Annotated in this window: 18 protein-coding genes and 1 riboswitch; of the genes, 11 read left to right on the top strand and 7 right to left on the bottom strand. The window is 69.9% G+C overall.

Annotated features, from left to right (window positions below):
- The first annotated feature begins 23 nt into the window (after nt 1-23).
- Nucleotides 24-986, top strand: coding sequence for an alpha/beta hydrolase (locus VV01_RS07800; RefSeq protein ID WP_197275009.1), 963 nt, complete (start codon nt 24-26; stop codon nt 984-986).
- Here VV01_RS07800 and VV01_RS07795 read toward each other — a convergent pair.
- The gene (locus VV01_RS07795) at nt 947-2,944 is read right to left on the bottom strand and encodes an MFS transporter (RefSeq protein ID WP_231635185.1); all 1,998 of its coding nucleotides are present in this window, start codon (nt 2,942-2,944) and stop codon (nt 947-949) included. The two genes, VV01_RS07800 and VV01_RS07795, sit on opposite strands and share 40 nt — an antisense overlap.
- A gap of 162 nt (nt 2,945-3,106) precedes the next feature.
- Here VV01_RS07795 and VV01_RS07790 point away from each other — a divergent pair, with 162 nt between their 5' ends.
- The gene (locus tag VV01_RS07790) at nt 3,107-3,490 is read left to right on the top strand and encodes a DUF3054 domain-containing protein (RefSeq protein ID WP_050671797.1); all 384 of its coding nucleotides are present in this window, start codon (nt 3,107-3,109) and stop codon (nt 3,488-3,490) included.
- Between the two features lie 54 nt (nt 3,491-3,544).
- On the opposite strand, the gene arc is transcribed toward VV01_RS07790, so the two are convergent.
- Genes arc through VV01_RS07775 form a run of 3 tightly spaced genes read right to left on the bottom strand, consistent with a single transcriptional unit; the run spans nt 3,545 to nt 7,532 of the window.
- On the bottom strand, nt 3,545-5,371 hold the full coding sequence (arc, locus tag VV01_RS07785) for a proteasome ATPase (protein WP_407942905.1): 1,827 nt from the start codon (nt 5,369-5,371) through the stop codon (nt 3,545-3,547).
- Nucleotides 5,352-6,356, bottom strand: coding sequence for a tRNA (adenine-N1)-methyltransferase (locus VV01_RS07780; protein ID WP_050669389.1), 1,005 nt, complete (start codon nt 6,354-6,356; stop codon nt 5,352-5,354). The genes arc and VV01_RS07780 overlap by 20 nt, the downstream gene beginning before the upstream one ends.
- 36 nt (nt 6,357-6,392) lie before the next feature.
- Nucleotides 6,393-7,532 carry a site-2 protease family protein gene (locus VV01_RS07775; protein WP_050669388.1) on the bottom strand — a complete coding sequence of 380 codons (1,140 nt, stop codon included), beginning with the start codon at nt 7,530-7,532 and terminating at the stop codon, nt 6,393-6,395.
- 65 nt (nt 7,533-7,597) lie between these two features.
- Between VV01_RS07775 and VV01_RS07770 the strand changes: the two genes are divergently transcribed.
- From VV01_RS07770 to thiC, 8 genes are all read left to right on the top strand, one after another.
- Nucleotides 7,598-8,440: a RecB family exonuclease gene (locus tag VV01_RS07770; protein WP_050669387.1), complete on the top strand. Its 843-nt coding sequence runs from the start codon at nt 7,598-7,600 to the stop codon at nt 8,438-8,440.
- 22 nt (nt 8,441-8,462) lie between these two features.
- Nucleotides 8,463-9,116: a TRM11 family SAM-dependent methyltransferase gene (locus VV01_RS07765; RefSeq protein ID WP_050669386.1), complete on the top strand. Its 654-nt coding sequence runs from the start codon at nt 8,463-8,465 to the stop codon at nt 9,114-9,116.
- 209 nt (nt 9,117-9,325) lie between these two features.
- The gene (locus VV01_RS07760) at nt 9,326-10,120 is read left to right on the top strand and encodes a hypothetical protein (RefSeq protein ID WP_050669385.1); all 795 of its coding nucleotides are present in this window, start codon (nt 9,326-9,328) and stop codon (nt 10,118-10,120) included.
- Nucleotides 10,121-10,265: 145 nt separating this feature from the next.
- A riboswitch (TPP riboswitch) is annotated at nt 10,266-10,376 on the top strand.
- Between the two features lie 107 nt (nt 10,377-10,483).
- Nucleotides 10,484-11,608 (top strand): glycine oxidase ThiO, encoded by a 1,125-nt coding sequence (thiO, locus tag VV01_RS07755; protein WP_050669384.1) that lies wholly within the window; start codon nt 10,484-10,486, stop codon nt 11,606-11,608.
- Entirely contained in the window at nt 11,605-11,805 is a 201-nt protein-coding gene (gene thiS, locus VV01_RS07750; RefSeq protein ID WP_050669383.1) for a sulfur carrier protein ThiS, read from the top strand. The genes thiO and thiS overlap by 4 nt, the downstream gene beginning before the upstream one ends.
- A gap of 10 nt (nt 11,806-11,815) precedes the next feature.
- Nucleotides 11,816-12,574, top strand: coding sequence for a thiazole synthase (thiG, locus tag VV01_RS07745; RefSeq protein WP_197275163.1), 759 nt, complete (start codon nt 11,816-11,818; stop codon nt 12,572-12,574).
- The gene (locus VV01_RS07740) at nt 12,571-13,212 is read left to right on the top strand and encodes a thiamine phosphate synthase (RefSeq protein ID WP_050669381.1); all 642 of its coding nucleotides are present in this window, start codon (nt 12,571-12,573) and stop codon (nt 13,210-13,212) included. Before thiG ends, VV01_RS07740 begins: the two co-directional genes overlap by 4 nt.
- A complete protein-coding gene (gene thiC / locus VV01_RS07735) occupies nt 13,209-14,921 on the top strand; it encodes a phosphomethylpyrimidine synthase ThiC (protein WP_050669380.1) in 1,713 nt (570 codons plus the stop codon). The genes VV01_RS07740 and thiC overlap by 4 nt, the downstream gene beginning before the upstream one ends.
- 147 nt (nt 14,922-15,068) lie before the next feature.
- On the opposite strand, the gene VV01_RS07730 is transcribed toward thiC, so the two are convergent.
- Complete coding sequence (locus VV01_RS07730) at nt 15,069-15,965, bottom strand: SDR family oxidoreductase (protein WP_050669379.1); 897 nt, start codon at nt 15,963-15,965, stop codon at nt 15,069-15,071.
- Nucleotides 15,966-16,054: 89 nt separating this feature from the next.
- Here VV01_RS07730 and VV01_RS07725 point away from each other — a divergent pair, with 89 nt between their 5' ends.
- On the top strand, nt 16,055-16,612 hold the full coding sequence (locus VV01_RS07725; RefSeq protein ID WP_050669378.1) for a TetR/AcrR family transcriptional regulator: 558 nt from the start codon (nt 16,055-16,057) through the stop codon (nt 16,610-16,612).
- Nucleotides 16,613-16,625: 13 nt separating this feature from the next.
- On the opposite strand, the gene VV01_RS07720 is transcribed toward VV01_RS07725, so the two are convergent.
- Together VV01_RS07720 and metH are read right to left on the bottom strand one after the other, a co-directional pair.
- Nucleotides 16,626-17,324 (bottom strand): HAD family hydrolase, encoded by a 699-nt coding sequence (locus tag VV01_RS07720; RefSeq protein ID WP_050669377.1) that lies wholly within the window; start codon nt 17,322-17,324, stop codon nt 16,626-16,628.
- Nucleotides 17,324-21,166, bottom strand: a complete 3,843-nt coding sequence (gene metH, locus VV01_RS07715; protein ID WP_456237224.1) for a methionine synthase — start codon at nt 21,164-21,166, stop codon at nt 17,324-17,326. Before metH ends, VV01_RS07720 begins: the two co-directional genes overlap by 1 nt.
- Nucleotides 21,167-21,236: the final 70 nt, after the last annotated feature.

Here is a 21,236-nt window from a genome sequence, read left to right as displayed (position 1 = left end):
GCGTGATGTCGATGAAGTCCCAGATGCCTTGGCGCACCAGGCTTTTCACCGCGGCGTACGACCGGCTCCTGGCCGAGCACGTCGATCGGATGTCACCTGACCAGATCGCACGTGGCCGGGCGCGGTCGTTGCCGAGCGTGCCGCCGGTCACCTGGATCACCGGCCGGGTTCCCCGTGCTGTCCAGGTGACGACCACGACCTGCCCGACGCGCGACGGCGACGACGTGCCCGTGCGCGTGCTCCGTCCGGCCGGTGTCGGCGCAGACGCCCCCGCCGTCGTCTTCCTGCACGGCGGCGGGTGGACCGTCAGCAACCCGCGCAACTACGACTCGCTCACCACGTGGATGGCCGACTCGATCGGCGCGGTCGTCATCGCGCCCGACTACCGCAAGGCACCCCAGCACCGAGCTCCGACTGCGGCGTACGACTGCTTCGACGTGCTCGCCTGGGCCGCCGAGCACCCGCAGGCCGTGGGCGGCCACAACGGACGGATCGCGCTCGCGGGCGACAGCGCCGGCGGCAACCTCAGCGCCGTCGTCAGCCTGCTGGCGCGCGACGCCGGCGGTCCGCCCGTCGCGGGCCAGGCGCTGATCTACCCCGCGACCGACCTCACGCGCAGCCACGCGTCGTCACACTGGGCCCACGAGGCGGTCCTGAGCGGCCCACGGCTGGAGGCGTTCCTCGCGTTCTACCTCGACGGGAGCGGGATCGAGCCCGACAATCCCCTCGTCTCGCCCCAGTTCGCGAGCAGTCACGCCGATCTGCCACCGACGCTCATCCAGGTCGCCGGGTGCGATCCGCTGCGTGACGAGGCCGAGCACTACGGCGAGCTGCTCCGAGCAGCAGGCAACGACGTCCAGGTGTCGCGCTACGCAGGGATGCCCCACGGGTTCATGAGCTTCCCGGGAGCAGCACCCGCCGCACGCCGGGCGCGGTCGGAGCTACGTCAGTCGCTGGCGGCGTGGCTCGCGGTCGCGCCGACCTGATCACGCCGGCTCGCCAGGCTCAGGTCGGCCGTCACCGAGCTGGTGCCGATGACGATGCTGTGCGACGTCGAGCACTCGGTGCGCGGGTCGATCGCAGTCAGGACGTACCGTCCGGGCGGCGGCAGCTCGGTGCAGTACTGGCCCTCAGCGCCGGTCGTGGCCGTCGACTGGTACTCCCCCGAGTGCTTCACCAGGGCCACCGGTACGCCGGCCTGCGGCTCACCGTCCCGCAGCACCGTGCCGCGTACGGACAGCCGGTCGAGCATGTCGATCGCCGGGATCCCGTCCGCCCGGACGTCCCAGAACAGCGACCGTGACGCGAAGCCGTCGGCCGACACGACCAGGACGTGGCGCCCGAGCTCAGCGACGGCAAGGCGATATGTGCCGTGCTCGTCGGTGCGCCCCCAGTCGACGTGGGTGCCGTCCGGGCGGATCGCCGTGACGACGGCGCGCGTGAGCGGCTCGCCGTCGGCGTCGATCACGCGACCGCTCACGATGTGCTCGGCACCGTCCCCGGCCGCCACCCGGTCGCGCTCCGCGGGGCCGGCAGCGGCTTGCGCCGCGGCCCGCGGCAGTGCGAGTGCGACCCCGGCGGCCGTGAGAGCAGCCGCCGCCGACAGCCAGAAGCTGTGCTTGAACGCATCGAGAGTCGGGACGACCACGGGTCCGAGCTGCATCGTGGTCGCCGACAGCAGGGCAGCCAACGCCGCGGACGACGTCGTCGTACCCACCGCGCGCAGCAGCGTGTTGAGCCCGTTGGCCGAGGCCGTCTCGGTGATCGGCACCGCACGCATGATGAGGGTCGGCATCGCGGCGTAGCCGACCGCCGTCCCGATCGAGATGATGCTGGACCCGATCACGACCTCGGCGACGGTGTCGGTCATCAGGACGCGGACGACGTAGCCGACCACCATGATCAGACCGCCCACGATCAACGTCGTCCGCGCACCGAACCGCCGGGTGATCGTGGCCGAGATCGGCGAGAAGAACACCATCGACAGGCCACCGGGCAGCATGCACAGTCCTGCGGTCGTCACGCTCAGGCCGAAGCCGTAGCCGGTGGCCTCGGGCATCTGCATCTGCTGGGTGGTGCTGAGCATGTTGCCGAACATCGCGAAGCCCAGCAGGATCGAGGCGATGTTGGTGAGCAGCACCGGCTTGCGGGCCGACGTACGCAGGTCGACCATCGGCTGTCCCGCGCGCAGCTGCGTCGGGGCCCAGATCGCCGCGACCACGACAGCGACCAGGAAGCAGCCGAGCGTCGCCTCACTGGTCCAGCCCCAGCTGCCGCCCTTGGAGATCCCGAGCATCAGACCGCTCAGGGCGATCGACAGCAGGATCGCGCCGACGTAGTCGAAGCGCCCACCGGTCCGTACCTCCGACTCGGGCACCACCAGCAGGACCGCGACGAACATCACGCCGGCGAAGATCACAGACACCCAGAACAGCGCGTGCCAGGAGAAGTGCTCGTAGATCACGCCCGCGAGCGGCATGCCGATCGCGCCGCCGATCCCCAGCGTCGCGCTCATGAGGGCGACGGCGCCGCCGACCTTCTCCCCGGGCAGCTCGTCGCGCATCACGCTGATGCCGACCGGGATGAGCGACGCACCGATGCCCTGCAGGCCGCGTCCGACGAGCACGGCGGGCAGTCCGTTCATGAGCGCCGGGATGAGGGATCCCACGATCACGGCCGCGAGTGCCACCAGCATCATCCGCCGCTTGCCGAACATGTCGGCCAGGCGCGAGACGATCGGCGTGGCCACGGCGCTCACCAGCAGCGTCACCGTGACGAGCCAGGACGCGTTGTCGGGGGTCGTGCCCAGGATCTTCGGGAAGTCCGGCAGCAGCGGGACCACGAGCGTCTGCTGCAACGACACGACGGTGCCGCAGATGCTGAGCACCGCGATGATGAGTCCCGTTGCGGGACGGCGACGTTCGGACACGGGCGCGCTGGACACCGGACTCCTTCGGGCGAACGAGCATCGAGCCGGTGAGGCGGCCGGCGAGCTCGGGACGGGACGCGGGCGACACCTCCCGCCCCGCCAGTCAATCATCGGCGCCCTATGCTTTGCGAATCACCGCCTCCGATCGAGACCGATGTCACCGTTATGTTGGCGGCCATGACCCCTCGCACGGCCGGCGCGCTCGCCGCTGACACGCTCCTGGTCCTCGTGTTCGCCGCCATCGGGCGGGCGAGCCACGACGAGGGCAACGCGCTGCTCGGAGTTCTCGGGACGGCCTGGCCGTTCGTCGCCGGCGTCGGTGTCGGCTGGGTCGTGGTGCACCGCACCGGCCGGCGTACGGCGGTCGACCTCGGACCGGGCATCACCGTCTGGCTGTGCGCCGTGGTCATCGGCATGCTGCTGCGTCGCCTGGTCGGTGACGGCACCGCGCTGTCGTTCGTGATCGTGGCGACGCTCGTGCTCGGGCTGTTCCTGCTCGGCTGGCGCGCGGCGTACGCCGCCTGGGAGCGCCGCAGCGCCCAGCGCCCCCTCGAGAAGTAGGACAGCAGAGCCCGCCGCCGACGCGATGTCGGCAGCGGGCTCTGTTCGTCGGCTCTAGAGGTACTGGCCCGTGTTGGCGATCTGGTCGATGGAACGGCCCGGCTCGGCGCCGTCCTTGCCGTTGATGAGCGTGCGGATGTAGACGATCCGCTCGCCCTTCTTGCCGGAGATGCGCGCCCAGTCGTCGGGGTTGGTGGTGTTGGGCAGGTCCTCGTTCTCCTTGAACTCATCGACGCACGAGCGCAGCAGGTGGTCGATGCGGATGCCCTTGGACCCCGTCGTGATCTGGTCCTTGATGGCCATCTTCTTGGCGCGGTCGACGATGTTCTGGATCATCGCGCCGGAGTTGAAGTCCTTGAAGTAGAGGATCTCCTTGTCGCCGCCGGCGTAGGTGACCTCCAGGAAGCGGTTCTCGTCGATCTCGGTGTACATCCGCTCGACCGTCGCCTGGATCATCGCCTCGACGGTGTCCTCGACCGAACCGCCGTGCTCGGCGAGGTCGTCGGCGTGCAGCGGCAGCTGGTCGGTGACGTACTTGCTGAAGATGTCCTTGGCGCTCTCGGCGTCGGGCCGCTCGATCTTGATCTTCACATCGAGGCGGCCGGGGCGCAGGATCGCCGGGTCGATCATGTCCTCGCGGTTGGACGCACCGATGACGATGACGTTCTCGAGCCGCTCGACACCGTCGATCTCGGCGAGCAGCTGCGGCACGATCGTGGTCTCGACGTCGGAGGAGACACCCGAGCCGCGGGTGCGGAACAGGCTCTCCATCTCGTCGAAGAACACCACCACGGGCGTGCCGTCGGAGGACTTCTCACGGGCCCGCTGGAAGATCAGGCGGATGTGCCGCTCGGTCTCACCGACGTACTTGTTGAGCAGCTCAGGGCCCTTGATGTTGAGGAAGTACGACTTCATCTCGCTGCGGCCGGTCTTCTCGGCGACCTTGCGGGCGAGCGACGCTGCGACCGCCTTGGCGATCAGGGTCTTGCCACACCCGGGAGGGCCGTAGAGCAGGACGCCCTTCGGGGGCCGCAGCTGGTGCTCGCGGAAGAGGTCGGCGTGCAGGTAGGGCAGCTCGACCGCATCGCGGATCGCCTCGATCTGACCGGCGAGGCCACCGATGTCCTCGTAGCGGATGTCGGGCACCTCCTCGAGCACGAGGTCGGCGACCTCCGCCTTGGGGATGCGCTCGAAGACGAAGCCGCTGCGGCTGTCGAGCAGGAGCGAGTCGCCCACGCGCACCGCGTCGATGTCGAGGCTGTCGGCGACCCGGCAGACCCGCTCCTCGTCGGCGTGGGAGACGACCAGGACGCGTGCCGGGTCGAGGATCTCCTTGGTCGTGACGAGCTCGCCGACCTGCTCGAACCCGACAGCGGCCACGATGTTGAGGGCCTCGTTGAGCATGACCTCACGGCCCGGTGCCATCTGGTCGGGCTCGACCGACGGGCTGACCGCGACGCGCATCTTGCGACCGCTGTTGAGGACGTCGGCGGTGCCGTCGTCGTTGACCGTGACGACGATGCCGTACGACGCAGGCGGCTGGGCGAGCCGGTCGACCTCGCCCTTGAGGGTCACGATCTGCTCGCGCGCTTCTTTGAGGGTGCGTACGAGGCGTTCGTTCTGGGCCGACAACGTGCCCATCGACGACTGCAGCTGGAGGACCTGCTGCTCGAGCTGGCGCTGGCGGCCCGGACCGTGTGCGAGCTTGTCTCGCATCGCGTCGACCTCACCGCGCAGGCGGTCCTGAGGGCTGTCGGAACGGGGGTCGTGAGTCTCATCACTCATGCGGGCCTCCTTCGCCTGGCGCCGTAGCGCGTTCACGTCATCACACGTGCATCTCGACCCTAACCCGCCGACCTGCTCACGACTCGGATTGTTCATCCAGCGACCGAGCGAGCCGCCGCACCTTCTTGTCGGAGACCGGCCGCTCACCGAAGTCCTCCGGCGTGAGCGCCTCTCCGGTGCTGACGTCGGTGTAGCCCTTACCGGGTCGACGCTTGCGCAGGGGCGGTGTCACGCCCGGCGCCAGCCGGCGGGTGGTGATGAGGAATCCGGTGTGGCCGTGCATGCGGTGCTGGGGCCGTACGGCGAGGCCCTCCAGGTGCCAGCCGCGGACGAGCGACTCCCAGGCCTCGGGCTCGGTGAAGCCACCGTGGTCGCGGGCCGCCTCGGCAACACGTGACAGCTGGGTGGCTGTCGCGACATAGCAGATCAGCACGCCCCCGGGAGCAAGTGCGTCGGCGACGACCTCGAGGCACTCCCACGGTGCCAGCATGTCGAGCACCACCCGGTCGACCGTGCCGGGCTCGACGGCCTCCGGCAACGACTCGACGAGGTCACCCACCGTGACCGTCCACGCCGGGTGGTCGACACCGAAGAACTCACGGGCGTTGGCGCGCGCGATGGTGGCGAAGTCGTCGCGCCGCTCGAAGGAGTGCACCCGCCCGTGGTCGCCGACGGCGCGGAGCAGGGACATGCTCAGGGCGCCGGACCCGACACCGGCCTCGACGACGGTCGCGCCGGGGAACACGTCGGCGAACGCGACGATCTGGCCGGCGTCCTTGGGATAGACCACGGCCGCTCCGCGCGGCATCGACATGACGTAGTCGGACAGCAAAGGCCTCAGTGCGAGGTACTCGACACCGGCCGTGTTGGTGACCGTCGAGCCGTCCGGCGAACCGATCAGGTCATCGTGGCTGAGGTAGCCGCGATGCGTGTGGAACTGCTTGCCGGCGCCGAGCGTGATGGTGTGCAGGCGTCCCTTGGGATCGGTCAGCTGGACGCGCTCGCCCTCGAGGAAGGGGCCCCGTCGACCGGTGGCACCGGTCGGGGACGCAGGGTCGTGCGGTGCGGGCGAGGTGGTCATGGCCCGTCAGTCTAGGGACGCCGCTGCCGCCGTCGTTCAGGCGTCGCCGTCGGCCCGGTGCAGCGCCGCGGCAAGCCTGCCCACGTCGACCAGCCCGACCTCAGGCGGCTCAGCGCGAGAGACCACGACGATGCGCTCGGCGCCCGACGCCTGGACCCCGGCGACCACCTCAGCCACGTCGGCGTCGAACGAACCCACCTCGACGACCCAGCCGGCCGGCTGGGCACGCGAGACCGAACCCAGCGTCGTGACGGCGCGGGCCGACTCGGGCACGGCGCCGACCGCCTGCTCGTCGAGCAGGCCCCACACACCACGGTCCGGATGGTGCACGGCCACGGGCTCCGGACGCTCCACCGGCAGATCACCCAGCACGGCCGAGTCAGGAGCGATCCGCACCGGCCGGGCGACCGAACGTACGGTCACCCTGCCGACGACGCGCAGACCCGCGCCCGCGCGGATCGCCGAGGTCGCTCCCACCCACAGGAACGTCGCGAGGAACACCGCCCACGCGACCGTGAACAGCGACGGGCTGCTGCCGCGCAGGAACGGCAGGACCAGGGCCCATGCCAGGACGAGAACGGTCACCCCTCTCCCGCACCAGCCGGCCACCACCATGCCCTGGGCCCGCGAACCGGTGACCTTCCAGACCAGCGCGTCCACCAGGTGGCCGCCGTCCAGCGGCAGTCCCGGCAGCAGGTTGAAGCCTGCGACGAGCGTGTTGCTCCAGGCGAGAACGGCGACGAGCGTCTGCGGGATGCCGTCCGGCGTCATCGGGAGCGCCAGCCAGGACAGCAGCGCGAGGACACCGTTGCTGAGGGGGCCGACCACCGCCACCAGTGCCGACGACATCGGCGAGGTGTCGGCGTGCTCGTACGCCGTGTGGCCGCCCCACAGGTCGGCGACGATCCGCGAGACGTGGTAGCCCCGCGCCTGGCCCATGAGCGCATGCGAGGCTTCATGCACCAGCACGGACACCAGGAGCAGGAGCGCATAGCCGGCAGCGACGACGTAGACGACACCGCCGAGGTCCGGTCGCTGATCGTGCAGCTGCGGGCCGAAGAGGGCCACGATCACGAGGGCGATGACAGGCCAGCTGCGCCCGAGGTAGACCGGCACCCCACGTACGGAGCCGATGCGCCAGCCCGGCACCGAGCCGGGCGCTTCGGCTCCTGACATGCGCACGAGACTAGCTGTGGACGGCGGCCGTCCTGATGTCGGTCCTCCCGCCTACAGTTCCGTGCATGGTCGCCGCACTGTCACCCAGCCGCGCCGCGGACTTCATGCAGTGCCCACTGCTCTACCGGTTCCGCGTCATCGACCGGCTGCCGGAGCCCCCGAGTGCTGCCGCAGCCCGCGGCACGCTGGTCCACTCCGTGCTGGAGCGCCTGTTCGACGCCCCTGCAGCCGAGCGCACCGTCGAGGCGGCGCGCGACCTGATCGAGCCGCAGTGGGCGGCCCTGGTCGAGGCCGAGCCGGCACTGTCCGAGCTGGTCGGCGAGGACGCTGCAGAGCACGCCGCGTGGGTCGCGGAGGCAGCACGTCTGGTGGAGCGCTGGTTCCTGCTCGAGGACCCCACGCGCCTGGAGCCCGCTGAGCGCGAGCTCTACGTCGAGGTCGACCTAGACGGCCTCCTCCTGCGCGGCTACGTCGACCGCCTCGACGTCGCGCCCACCGGTGAGATCCGCGTCGTCGACTACAAGACCGGCCGCGCACCGTCGGAGCTGTTCGAGGCCAAGGCCCTGTTCCAGATGAAGTTCTACGCCCTGGTGCTGTGGCGCACCCGCGGCGTCGTGCCGCGCATGCTCCAGCTGGTCTACCTCGGCAACAGCGAGCTCATCCGCTACGCGCCTGATGAGGCCGACCTGCTCGCGACCGAGCGCAAGATCAAGGCGCTCTGGGCGGCCATCGAGCGAGCAGCACGCACGGGCGACTGGCGGCCCCGCACGTCCCGGTTGTGCGACTGGTGCGACCACCGGGCGTTGTGCCCCGAGTGGGGCGGCACTCCGCCTCCTCTGCCCGAGGACTCCTCGACCCTCGCGCTCGACCCCCGGCGCGCCGGCCAGGCCGAGGTGGCCGTTGACTGACCCTCGGCCGCGACGCGGGCCCATGCGCCCGTACGTCTTCGTCCGCCACGCCGACGTGCTCCGCGAGCGACACCCCGACGCCGACGAGGACATCCACTTCGCCGAGGCGGTCGTCCGCGCGGTCCTCGAGGACCTCAGCAGTCCCGGCGACCGGGTGCTCGACCCATTCGCCGGCTACGGCACGACCCTGCGTGTGGCCCACGAGCTCGGCCGTACGGCGGTCGGTGTCGAGCTGCTCCCCGAACGGTGCGCGGCCATGCGCCATGTCCGGGGACCCGTGGTCGTCCAGGGAGATGCGCGTGATCTGCGCACGCTCGTGACCGGACCGTTCGACCTGGTCCTGTGCTCACCGCCCTACATGACCGCGACCGATCATCCCGAGGACCCGCTGCAGGCGTACGAACGCGACGGCGCGGGCTATGACGCCTATCTGGCCGACCTCACCGACGTGATGCGCCAGGCGGTCGACCTGCTGACGCCCGAGGGACACCTCGTGCTCAACGTCGCCAACATCGCCACGCCCGACCACTTCACACCACTCGCCTGGGACGTCGGAAGGGCCGTCGCTCGCGTCGCCCGCCTGCGACAGGACGTCGTCGTCTGCTGGGACCACCCGCTCGACGACCTGGCGGGCGATTATCTGCTGGTGTTCACGGCTGAGTCAGGCAAGGGCTGAGCCGTAGCGCACTTGGTCTGCGATGTCCCCGATTCGAGTAATTTTTTCGCAAATTCCTTGACTTCGCCGGTCACGCCCCAAGCGGGTTCACCAGCGGTCAGACTGCTGCCGTTACCGGTCTGCGCATGCGGGAGGCGCGACCGACGGGGTTCCACCACATCTGTCGTTCGCAGGCGCCTGACGTCTGCACCTGCTGAAGGGGATCTGACGTGACCACCGCACGGACACGAAGCGCCATCGTCGCACTCAGTCTCACCGCCGGCCTCGGGGTCGGCGTCGTCGCCGCCACCAGCGCCGTCGCCGCACCTCCCGGCAACAACGGCACCCTCAAGGTGCACGAGCTGGGCACTCCGGACGGCACGCCGAGCAACGACCCGAAGGTGTGCAAGTTCAACTTCGAGGCCTTCGGTCTCGACCCCAACCAGTCGGGCGACATCACCATCAAGCCGCAGGGCGGCGACTCCGACGCCACGCAGACGGTGGTCGTGCACCTCGAGACCGACGCTGACGGCAACGGCAGCACCGTCTACATCAACGACGACTCCAACGGTGAGACCGACGGACTCACCCTCGAGAACGGCCACTACAAGGCCACCCTCGACAAGAAGTTCGGCACCGACCCGGGTCGCAAGGCCAAGTCGAAGGTCCTCAAGATCAAGTGCAAGGACGAGCCGACCGAGCCGCCCACCAGCTCCACCTCCACGGAGCCGAGCGAGCCGCCGTCGTCCAGCTCGACCAGCACCGAGCCGTCCACCAGCGGCACGTCGTCCTCCTCGTCCACTCCTCCCGGCGGCACGGACACGCCCACCGACACGCCGTCCACTCCGGGCAGCACGATGACGCCGCCTCCCGGTGGCACGGACAACCCGAGCGGTCCGCCCGTGCAGACCGACTACCTCAAGCAGGCCGGTGACTCCAACACCACGCTCGTCGCGGCCGGCATCATCGGTCTCGGCCTGGTCGTCGGTGGTGGCTACGCCATGCGTCGTCGTCTGACCGACTGACCTACGACGGCCCGCGCGGCCGACCAGGCCTGAGGGGTGGGCATCTGAGGATGTCCACCCCTCAGTCATGCCCGGACGTCGAGCGTGGATCGATGGGTCTGAGGCACAGGCGCCCCAGCGGCTCCCGCGTGCTGCTACGGTCGGGCCTGTCCTTCGCGGGAGTCCGGCGCACCGGGCTGAGAGGGGGCTGACGCGGCCCCGACCGTTGCCACTTGATCCGGGTCATGCCGGCGCAAGGAGAAGCCCAGCGGTGTCGTACGCATTCCTCCCCACCCCTCATGCCGCCGTCGCCGCCTGCCGGCCGGACGACGCCGATCCGCAAAGGGTGCGCCATCGGCGCGTGAGCCCGAGCAGGTCCGCGCGATGACACGCGTCGCCGTCATCGGCGCCGGTGTGTCCGGCCTGGTCAGCGCGTGGGCCCTGACGTCCGCGGGCGTCGAGGTCGTGGTGTACGACGCCGACGACCGCGGTGCAGCATCCCCGGTTGCAGCGGGCATGCTCGCGCCCGGCTCTGAGCTCACCGACGGTGAGTCCGAGCTCTACCGCGTCGGGGCGGAGTGCGTACGGCTGTGGCCCGACCTCGCCGCCCGGCTCGAGGCCGACTCGGGTATCGACGTCGGCCTGCGCACCGAAGGCACCCTGCTGATCGCGCACGACCTCGACGAGGTGAGTGAGCTCGAGCGGCACGAGCAGCGGTTGCGCGACCACGGCACGCCGTACAGACGCCTCGACCGCGCCGCTCTGCGCGCGCTCGAACCGGCGGTCCTGCGCAGCGTGAAGGGCGCCGCCCACCTGCCCGGCGACCTGAGCGTCGACACCACTGCCGTGCTCGCCGCCCTGCGAAAGGCGTTGCGCCACAACGGCGTTCGGATCAACGCCGACCGTGTGCAGCTTGCGTGCCACGCTGATCGGGTCGTGGGTGTCTCGTCCTCGCTGGGTGAGGAGCGATACGACTGCGTCGTCCTGGCTGCAGGCGCGCACAGCAACGACATCGCGTCCGGTGCAGGCGTCGACCTGCCGGTACGGCCGGTGAAGGGTGAGCTGCTGCGCCTGCGCGTGCCCTACCCCGTTGTCACCCACACGCTGCGCGCCCGGGTCGACGGGGTCGAGATCTACGTCGTCCCCCGCAGGCACGGCGAGATCGTGCTCGGGGCCAGCAGTGTCGACTGCGGCTTCGACACGGACCGTTCCGTACGGGCTGCGCTCGACCTGCTCCGTGCGGCCACGCTGCTCGTGCCCGAGCTGCGCGACGCCGAGATCGTCTCTCACGATGTCGGGCTCCGCCCCGGCACACCCGACAACGCGCCGTACCTCGGCCCGGCCCGCGAGGGCCTGGTCGCTGCGACGGGCCACTACCGCCACGGCTACCTGCTCGCACCCGCCACGGCGCTGGCCGTCGTACGCGGTGTCCTCGCCCACGAGTCACCCGCGCTCACCGCGCAGCTCTCGCCCATCCGCCACCACGACCGAGGAGACCAGGCCTCATGACCGTCATCGTCAACGGACTCGAGCAGGACCACAGCCCCGGCTCGACCGTCGCCGACCTGCTGACTCAGCTGGGCGAGTCACGTGCCGGCATCGCCGTCGCGCTCGACGGCACCGTCGTGCACCGCGAGTCCTGGGAGCGCACACCGCTCGCGCCGGGCTCCGTGGTGGAGATCGTCTCCCCCATGCAGGGCGGTTGATGTGGACGCGCTGGTCCTCGGCGAGCACACCCTGACGTCGCGACTGCTGCTCGGGTCCGGTGGCGCGACGAGCCCGGACGCGCTGCGCGCCGCCGTCGCGGCGTCCGGTACGCAGGTGGTCACCGTGTCGATGCGTCGGACCGGAGGTTCGGTGGCCAACGGTCTGACCCAGGAGCTGCTCGACCTGCCTGTCGAGCTGCTGCCCAACACCTCCGGCTGCCGCACCGCACGCGAGGCCGTGCTGGTCGCCGAGCTGGCCCGCGAGTCGCTCGGCACGACGTGGGTGAAGGTCGAGGTCGTCCCGGACGAACGCACGCTGCTGCCCGACGTGGTCGAGCTGCTCGAAGCCGCAGAGACGTTGGCGGACAAGGGATTTGACGTCCTGCCCTACACCACCGACGACCCGCTCGTCGCTCGTCGGCTCCAGGACGTCGGTTGCGTCGCCGTGATGCCGCTGGGCTCCCCGATCGGCAGTGGTCTCGGCATCCGCAACCCCCACGCCATCTCGCTGCTGCGTGAGTCCGTCGATGTCCCGGTGATCCTCGACGCCGGCATCGGGACCGCCTCCGACGCGGCGCTGGCCATGGAGCTCGGCTGCGACGCTGTGCTGCTGGCCTCGGCCGTCACCCGAGCGAGCCATCCCGAGGTGATGGCCAGGGCGATGCGCGCCGCGGTCGAGGCGGGCCGGCTCGCGCGCCTCGCCGGTCGTATCCCCCGCCGCCACCTCGCGCAGGCGTCCTCCCCCGCAGACGGGGTGATGGGTACATGAGGCCTGTGCCTCGTCTGCTGCTGGTGACCGACCGGACCCAGGTCCCCCGTGGTCGTCGCCTCACCGACGTCGTGGCCGAGTGCATCGCGGCGGGGGCGAGCGCGGTGTTCTTGCGCGAGCGCGATCTCGACCCCGCGGCGTACGACGCTCTGGCCGACACGATCCGTACCCATCTCGACCGGTGCAACGGTGTCCTCATCGCACGCGACAGTGCGCGAGCGGCGCGAGGGCACGGCGTACATCTGCGCATGTCCGACCCACAGCCGCGACGGCGCCCCTCCTTGCTGGGCCGTTCGGTGCACGACCATGCCCAGCTCGCGTCCGCTCGGGTCACCGGGTGCGACTACGTGACGTTCTCACCCGTGCACTCCTCGGCGTCCAAGCCGGGCTACGGCCCACCACTCGGCGCAGCCGGCCTCACGCGCGCCCGCGCGGCCGTGCCCGGCGCGCCACCGATCCTCGCGCTCGGCGGCGTCGAGGCACGCCACGTCGAGGACGTGCTCACGGCCGGTGCTCACGGCGTCGCCGTCATGGGGTCGGTCATGCGAGCCCGCGACCCGGCTGCCGTCGTCGACGAGCTGCTCACCGCCGTACGAAGCCATGTCCCCCGCCCGTCACCACAGGAGGTTGCACGATGACCGACCACGATGCCCGCACCAAGGTCTACGTCGAAGGAGCGCACGGCATCCGCGTCCCCTTCACCGAGATCGCGCTGGACGACTCGCCCGGCACGGGTGAGGCCAACCCGCCGTTCCGCGTCTACGACACCTCCGGCCCGGGCTCGAGGCCCGAGCGCGGCCTCCCACCACTGCGTCGCGAGTGGATCGCCCAGCGTGACGACGTCGAGGCGTACGACGGTCGCACCCGCACCCTCGCGGACGACGGACGCAGCGCCGTACGCCGGGGCGAGGCGAGCCAGGAGTGGCAGGGCGAACGCCGAGAACCGTTGCGTGCCAAGGCCGGTCGCCGAGTGACGCAGATGCACTACGCGCGCCGCGGCATCGTGACGCCAGAGATGGAGTTCGTCGCCCTGCGCGAGCAGTGCGACGTCGAGCTCGTCCGCTCCGAGGTGGCAGCGGGACGAGCGATCATCCCCAACAACATCAACCACCCCGAGACCGAGCCGATGATCATCGGCAAGAGGTTCCTGGTCAAGATCAACGCCAACATCGGCAACTCGGCCGTCACCAGCTCGATCGCCGAAGAGGTCGACAAGATGTCGTGGGCGACGAAGTGGGGCGCCGACACCGTCATGGACCTCTCGACGGGTGACGACATCCACACCACCCGTGAGTGGATCGTGCGCAACTCGCCCGTGCCGATCGGCACCGTCCCGATCTACCAGGCCCTGGAGAAGGTCGACGGCAACGCCGACGCCCTCACCTGGGAGATCTACCGCGACACGGTGATCGAGCAGTGCGAGCAGGGCGTCGACTACATGACCGTGCACGCGGGCGTGCTGCTGCGGTACGTGCCGCTCACAGCCGAGCGCGTCACCGGCATCGTCAGCCGCGGCGGGTCGATCATGGCCGGCTGGATGCTCGCGCACCACGAGGAGAGCTTCCTCTACACCCACTTCGACGAGCTCTGCGAGATCTTCGCGCAGTACGACGTCGCGTTCAGCCTGGGCGACGGGTTGCGCCCCGGCTCGACCGCAGACGCCAACGACGAGGCCCAGCTCGCCGAGCTCCGGACGCTCTCCGAGCTCACCCAGCGCGCCTGGGAGCACGACGTACAGGTGATGGTCGAGGGGCCGGGCCACATCCCGCTCCACCTCGTCGAGGAGAACGTGCGGCTCGAGCAGGAGTGGTGCCACGGCGCGCCGTTCTACACTCTCGGCCCGCTCACGACCGACATCGCACCGGGGTACGACCACATCACCTCGGCGATCGGTGCGGCCACGATCGCGATGCACGGCACCGCGATGCTGTGCTACGTCACGCCCAAGGAGCACCTCGGGCTGCCCGACCGGGACGACGTCAAGACCGGCGTGATCACCTACAAGCTGGCGGCTCACGCCGCTGACGTCGCCAAGGGGCACCCGGGTGCGCGCGACCGCGACGACGCGTTGTCCAAGGCGCGGTTCGAGTTCCGCTGGAACGACCAGTTCAACCTGTCGCTCGACCCCGACACCGCGCGCTCGATGCACGACGAGACATTGCCGGCGGAGGCGGCCAAGACGGCCCACTTCTGCTCGATGTGCGGGCCGAAGTTCTGCTCGATGCGCATCTCGCAGGACGTGCGGGACCGGTTCGCCCAGCGCGAGGGCATGCAGGAGATGAGCCGCACGTTCGTCGAGCTCGGCTCATCGGTCTACGTCGACGCGGGCTCCCGACCTGCCGACTGACCGATCCGGGGTGGTCCTACGCATCAGTCGTACGACCACCCCGGACGGATCGGACCGAGGTGAACGGGGCTGCGGCCCCGTTCACCTCGTACGACGCCGGCGAGCTCGCGATGAGCCTGCACCTGACCGCGGCCACGGTCAGCACGGTCACTGACCCGGGTAGTGCCCCGCCTTGATGTCCTCGAGCAGGGTGGGGCCGCTCGGGGTCCAGCCGAGCAGCTCACGAGTGTGCGCGGACGCGCTCGGTGCGTCGGCTGCGAAGAACCGTGCGATCCAGCCGAGCTCCTCGCCCGCCTTCTCGGCGTCGAGCGACTCCGTGGGCACGCCGATGGCCCCACCGAGAGCCTGCGCGATCTCGCGCGTGGCGACTCCCTGTTCGGCGACTCCATGGAGCACCGAGCCGGCCGGTGCCTTCTCCAGGGCGAGGACGTTCATCCGGGCGATGTCGGTGATGTGGGCGGCCGGCCAGACTCCGGATCCGTCGCCGATGTACGCCGACGCACCACGCTTGCGTGCCAGCTGGGCGAGCGTGGCGACGAAGCCTTGGTCGCCCGCGCCGTGGACAGACGCCGCGAACCGGAGGGCGACACTGCGCACGCCCTTCTCGGCGAACGCGAGCGCCAGGTTCTCCGAGCCACCGCGCAACGAGTCACGTCCGACGAAGGGCGACGGGTCGGCCTCGGTGGCCGGGCGTCCGGAGGCGAGCCCGACCAGCCCGGACGCCACCAGCAACGGCCGGTCGCTGCCGGCCAGCGTCGTACCGAGCGTGTCGACCACGTCGGCGGCCGTGCGGCCGGCGCTCTCGTAGGCATCGAAGTCGTGCTTGAACGCCAGATGGATGACGCCGTCGGCAGCGTCGGCCCCGGCGCGAATGCTGTCCAGGTCGTCGAGGTCACCGTGGTGAACCTTGGCGCCCGCGGCCGCGACCCGGTCAGCGGAGGCAGCTGTGCGAGCCAGACCAGTGACCTCGTGGCCGGCCGCGAGGAGCTCGGTGATGGTGGCGGAGCCGATCCAACCGGAGGCTCCCGTGACGAAGACATGCATCTTCTGTGCCCTTCTCTCGTCACGTCAGTTCCTGACATGAAGCAGCCTAGCCTTTGATGTCAGTACCTGTCATCGCTAGAGTGATGGTTATGCCACGGTGGAGTCCCGGTGCCCAGGACCGGCTGGTGCAGTCGGCCCTCGACCTGTTCGACGAGCAGGGCTACGACCAGACGAACGTCGCCGAGATCGCAGCTCGAGCGGGGGTCACCGAACGCACCTACTATCGCCACTTCACCGACAAGCGCGAGGTGCTGTTCGGCACGTTCGGGGATCTGACCGAGCAGCTCAGCACCGCCGTGACAGCAGCCCCGGAAGACGCGTCCGCCCTCCGTGCCGCACAGGTCGGCCTGACCACGCTCGCGGAGGCGCTCGGTGATCAGCCACGCGATCGCGCCCGGCAGCGGTCACGGGTCCTGGCGGCGACCGCCAGCCTCCGGGAACGCGAGCTGCTCAAGATGGAGGCATGGACGTCTGCGGTCGCATCGGCGCTGCGCGGACGTGACGTGCCGGACGACATCGCACAGATCGCGGCGGCGACGGCCATCGGTGCGTTCCAGGTCGCCTTCCGGCGATGGACCGGCCCTGGGCGAGCACCCGGCCTCGTAAAGTGCCTCGACGAGGCGTTCAGTCAGGCCAGATCGCTGTGACGTGGCCCGGCGACTACTGCAGAACGATGCGTCGCAGGTCGGCGGGAGTCAGGCCCTGCAGGGTGTCGACGTGGGTGGCGCCGTCGAGGACCGGCACTCGTACGACGTGCGGCACCGCGAGCGTGGGTACGCCGGCCGCCACCGCCGAGCGCACGCCCGGGGGCGAGTCCTCGATCGCCACGCACTCCCCCGGCTCGACGCCGAGCTGTGCAGCGGCCGTGAGGTAGGGCTCCGGGTGCGGCTTGCCGTGCGTGACGGCGTCTCCCGTCACCACGGCGGCGAAGGTGCCCTCGGGAAGTGCGTCGACCAGCACCTGCGCGAAGACGGTGTAGGACATGGTGACCAGTGCGCACGGAACCTGTTGCGCTGCAAGGGATTCGAGCAGCTCGCGTGCACCCGGTCGCCATGGCACGTGCTCGCGCATGCGGCGTACGACGCCGTCGAGGAGCACGTCGACGATCTGCTCCGGCGTCAGCGTGACCGGCGAGTTGTCGCGGATGATCGCCGCGGAGACGAGCAACGGGTTGCCGACGCACTGGTGCGCGAGCTCGTCGGTCGAGGTGCCGCCGTAGGACTCCACCAACTGGTGCTCGGCCTCGATCCAGAACGGCTCGGTGTCGACGATCGTGCCGTCCATGTCCCACAGCACCGCTGCGGGCAGGGCGCCGCCGGTGGCGGGTTCGAGGTCGGCCGGTGTCGTGCTCAGAGCCATCAGTCCTCCGGCTCGTAGGCGAGGTTGGGTGAGAGCCACTTCTCCGCCTGGGCGAGGGTCCAGCCCTTGCGGTGGGCGTACTCCTGCACCTGGTCGCGACCGATCCGACCGACCACGAAGTACTGCGACTGCGGGTGCGAGAAGTACCAGCCGCTCACGGCCGCGCCCGGCCACATGGCCATGCTCTCGGTCAGCTCGATGCCTGTCTGCTCCTGCACGTCGAGCAGCTCCCAGAGCAGCTCCTTCTCGGTGTGATCGGGGCAGGCGGGATAGCCGGGAGCCGGACGGATGCCGGCGTACTTCTCGGAGATGAGGTCCTCGTTGGACAGGTGCTCATCGCCCGCGAAGCCCCAGAACTCCTTACGGACCCGCTCGTGCATCCGCTCGGCGAACGCCTCGGCCAGGCGGTCGGCGATCGACTCCAGCAGGATCGCGCTGTAGTCGTCGAGGTCGGCCTTGAACTGCGCGATGTGCTCCTGCGCGCCGAGGCCGGCCGTCACCGCGAAGGCGCCGACGTAGTCGCGCAGACCCGTGTCCTTCGGAGCGACGAAGTCGCTGAGCGCACGGTGCGGGATGCCCGGCCGGTGCTCGCCCTGCTGGCGCAGGTGGTGCAGCGTCGCGCGGACCTGCGTGCGGGTCTCGTCGGTGTAGATCTCGACGTCGTCACCGACCGCGCTGGCCGGGAACAGGCCGATCACACCGTTGGCCGTCAGCCACTTCTCGCGCACGACGCGGTCGAGCATCGCCTGCGCGTCGTCGTACAGCTTGCGTGCCGCCTCACCCGTGGCCGGGTTGTTGAGGATGTCGGGGAAACGACCCTTCATCTCCCACGCGTTGAAGAACGGCTGCCAGTCGATGTACTCGCGCAGCTCGTCGATGGGGTACGCGTGGAAGGTCTTGGTGTACGACGCCCCGCTCGGGTGCGGACCCTCGTGCAGGTCCTTGGCCTGCTGCTGCAGCAGGTGCGGGCGCGGCGGCTGGTAGCCGGACCAGTCGATCGGCGTGGCGTTGGCGCGGGCGTCCTCGATCGACAGCAGCGGCCGGTCGTTCTTCTTGGCGGCGTGCCGGGCGCGCAGTGCGTCGTACTCCTGCCCGACCTGCTCCAGCAGCGCGGGGCGCCGCTCGTCGGACAGCAGCGAGGCGACCGTCGGCACCGACCGTGAGGCGTCCTTCACCCAGATGACCGGACCGTGGTACTTCGGCTCGACCTTGACGGCGGTGTGCGCCTTGGACGTCGTCGCCCCGCCGAGCAGCAGCGGGATGTCGAGCCCCTGTCGCTCCATCTCCTCGGCGAACGACACCATCTCGTCCAGTGAGGGCGTGATCAGGCCGGACAGGCCGATGATGTCGGCGCCCTCGGCCTTGGCCGCGTCGAGGATCTTCTGGCCCGGCACCATGACGCCGAGGTCGACGACGTCGTAGTTGTTGCACTGCAGCACCACACCGACGATGTTCTTGCCGATGTCGTGGACGTCGCCCTTGACGGTCGCCATCACGACCTTGCCGTTGGAGCGCTGTGCGTCACCGGGCTGCTTCTCGTCCTCGATGAACGGGATCAGATAGGCGACCGCCTTCTTCATCACGCGGGCCGACTTCACGACCTGCGGCAGGAACATCTTGCCGGCGCCGAACAGGTCGCCGACCACGCCCATGCCGTCCATCAGCGGGCCCTCGATGACCTCCAGCGGACGGCCACCGGAGGCCGCCAGCTCAGCGCGCATCTCCTCGGTGTCGGACTCGATGTGCTCGTCCAGACCCTTGACGAGGGCGTGCGTGATGCGTTCGCGCACGGGCAGCTCGCGCCACTCCTCGGTGACCTTCTCCTTCTGCTCACCCGTGGAGTTGAACTGGTCGGCGATCTCGAGCAGCCGCTCGGTGGAGTCGTCGCGCCGGTTGAGGACGACGTCCTCGATGCGCTCGCGCAGCTCGGGGTCGATCTCGTCGTAGACCACGAGGGCGCCGGCGTTGACGATGCCCATGTCCATGCCGGCCGCGACCGCGTGGTAGAGGAACACCGCATGGATCGCCTCGCGCACCGGGTTGTTGCCACGGAACGAGAACGACACGTTGGAGACGCCGCCCGACACCAGCGCGCCCGGGAGGTTCTGCTTGATCCACCGGGTGCCCTCGATGAAGTCGACGCCGTAGTTGGCGTGCTCCTCGATGCCCGTCGCGACCGCGAAGATGTTGGGGTCGAAGATGATGTCCTCGGCCGGGAAGCCGACCTCCTGCGTGAGGATTCGGTACGCCTCACCGCAGATCTGCTTGCGCCGCTCGAGGGTGTCGGCCTGACCCTCCTCGTCGAACGCCATCACGACCACGGCCGCGCCGTACTTGCGGCACAGGCGGGCGTGCTCGACGAACGGCTCGACGCCCTCCTTCATCGAGATCGAGTTGACGATCGCCTTGCCCTGGACGCACTTCAGGCCGGCCTCGATCACCTCGAACTTGGAGGAGTCGATCATCGTCGGCACCCGGCAGATGTCCGGCTCACCGGCGATGAGGCGGCAGAACCGCTCCATCGCCTCGACGCCGTCGATCATGCCCTCGTCCATGTTGATGTCGATGACCTGCGCGCCGGCCTCGACCTGCTGGCGGGCAACGTTGAGGGCGGTGCCGTAGTCGCCGTCCTTGATGAGCCGGCGGAAACGGGCCGACCCGGTGATGTTGGTGCGCTCGCCGACGTTGACGAACAGCGACTCCTCGACCACGTTGAGCGGCTCGAGGCCCGACAGCCGCAGCGCCGGACCCACCGTGGCAGGCACCCGCGGGGTCTTGCCGTCGACCGCCTTGTCGATCAGCCCGATGTGCTCGGGCGTCGTGCCGCAGCAGCCGCCGAGGAGGTTGACCAGACCATCGGCCGCGAACTCCTCGACGACCGCCGCCATCGCCTCGGCGCTCTCGTCGTACTCGCCGAACGCGTTGGGCAGACCGGCGTTGGGGTAGCACGAGACGAAGCAGTCGGCGACGCGCGACAGCTCGGCGACGTAGGGCCGCATGTCGGTGGCGCCGAGGGCGCAGTTGAGCCCGACCGCAAGCGGGCGCGCGTGACGCACGCTGTTCCAGAACGCCTCGGTGACCTGGCCCGACAACGTGCGCCCCGACGCGTCGGTGATCGTGCCGGAGATGATCACCGGCCAGCGCCGCTCACGCTGCTCGAACAGCGTCTCGCACGCGAAGATCGCAGCCTTGGCGTTGAGGGTGTCGAAGATCGTCTCGATGACCAGCAGGTCCGACCCGCCGTCGACGAGCCCCTGCGCCTGCTCGAGGTAGGCGTCGACGAGCTGGTCGAACGTCACGTTGCGCTTGCCGGGGTCGTTGACGTCGGGCGAGATCGAGGCAGTGCGGTTGGTCGGTCCGAGCGAACCTGCGACGTAGCGGCGACGGTCGGGGGTGCGCTGCGTCATCGCGTCGCACTCGAGCCGGGCCAGCTGCGCCGAGGCGAGGTTGAGCTCGTATCCCAGGTCCTGCATCCCGTAGTCGGCCATCGAGATGGCCTGGGCGTTGAACGTGTTGGTGCCGATGAGGTCGGAGCCGGCCTCGAGGTTGGCCCGGTGGATCTCACGGATCAGCTCGGGCTGAGTCAGCGAGAGCAGGTCGTTGTTGCCCTTGAGGTCGCTGGCCCAGTCGGCGAACCGCTGACCCCGGTAGTCGTCCTCACCGAGCCTGTGGCGCTGGATCATGGTGCCCATCGCGCTGTCGAGCACGAGGATGCGGCTGCGCAGCGCCTCGGTGAGCTCGTCGGTGCGGTCGGGCTGGACGTGGGTCGGGTCGACCTCGGTCTGGCGTGCGGTGGCGGACTCGGCGGACCGGGTCACGCTCAGGTCGGAGCGGCTGCTCACGTGGGTGCCTCCATCGGCTGGGACCTCTGGTGCTGGGCGTCGCGCCATCCTAACGAGGCACCGCGACACG

This window comes from Luteipulveratus halotolerans (genome assembly GCF_001247745.1).
Classification (GTDB): Bacteria; Actinomycetota; Actinomycetes; order Actinomycetales; family Dermatophilaceae; genus Luteipulveratus; species Luteipulveratus halotolerans.
Note: the sequence above shows the minus strand (reverse complement) of the source record. Positions and strands in the feature narration are given on the sequence as shown.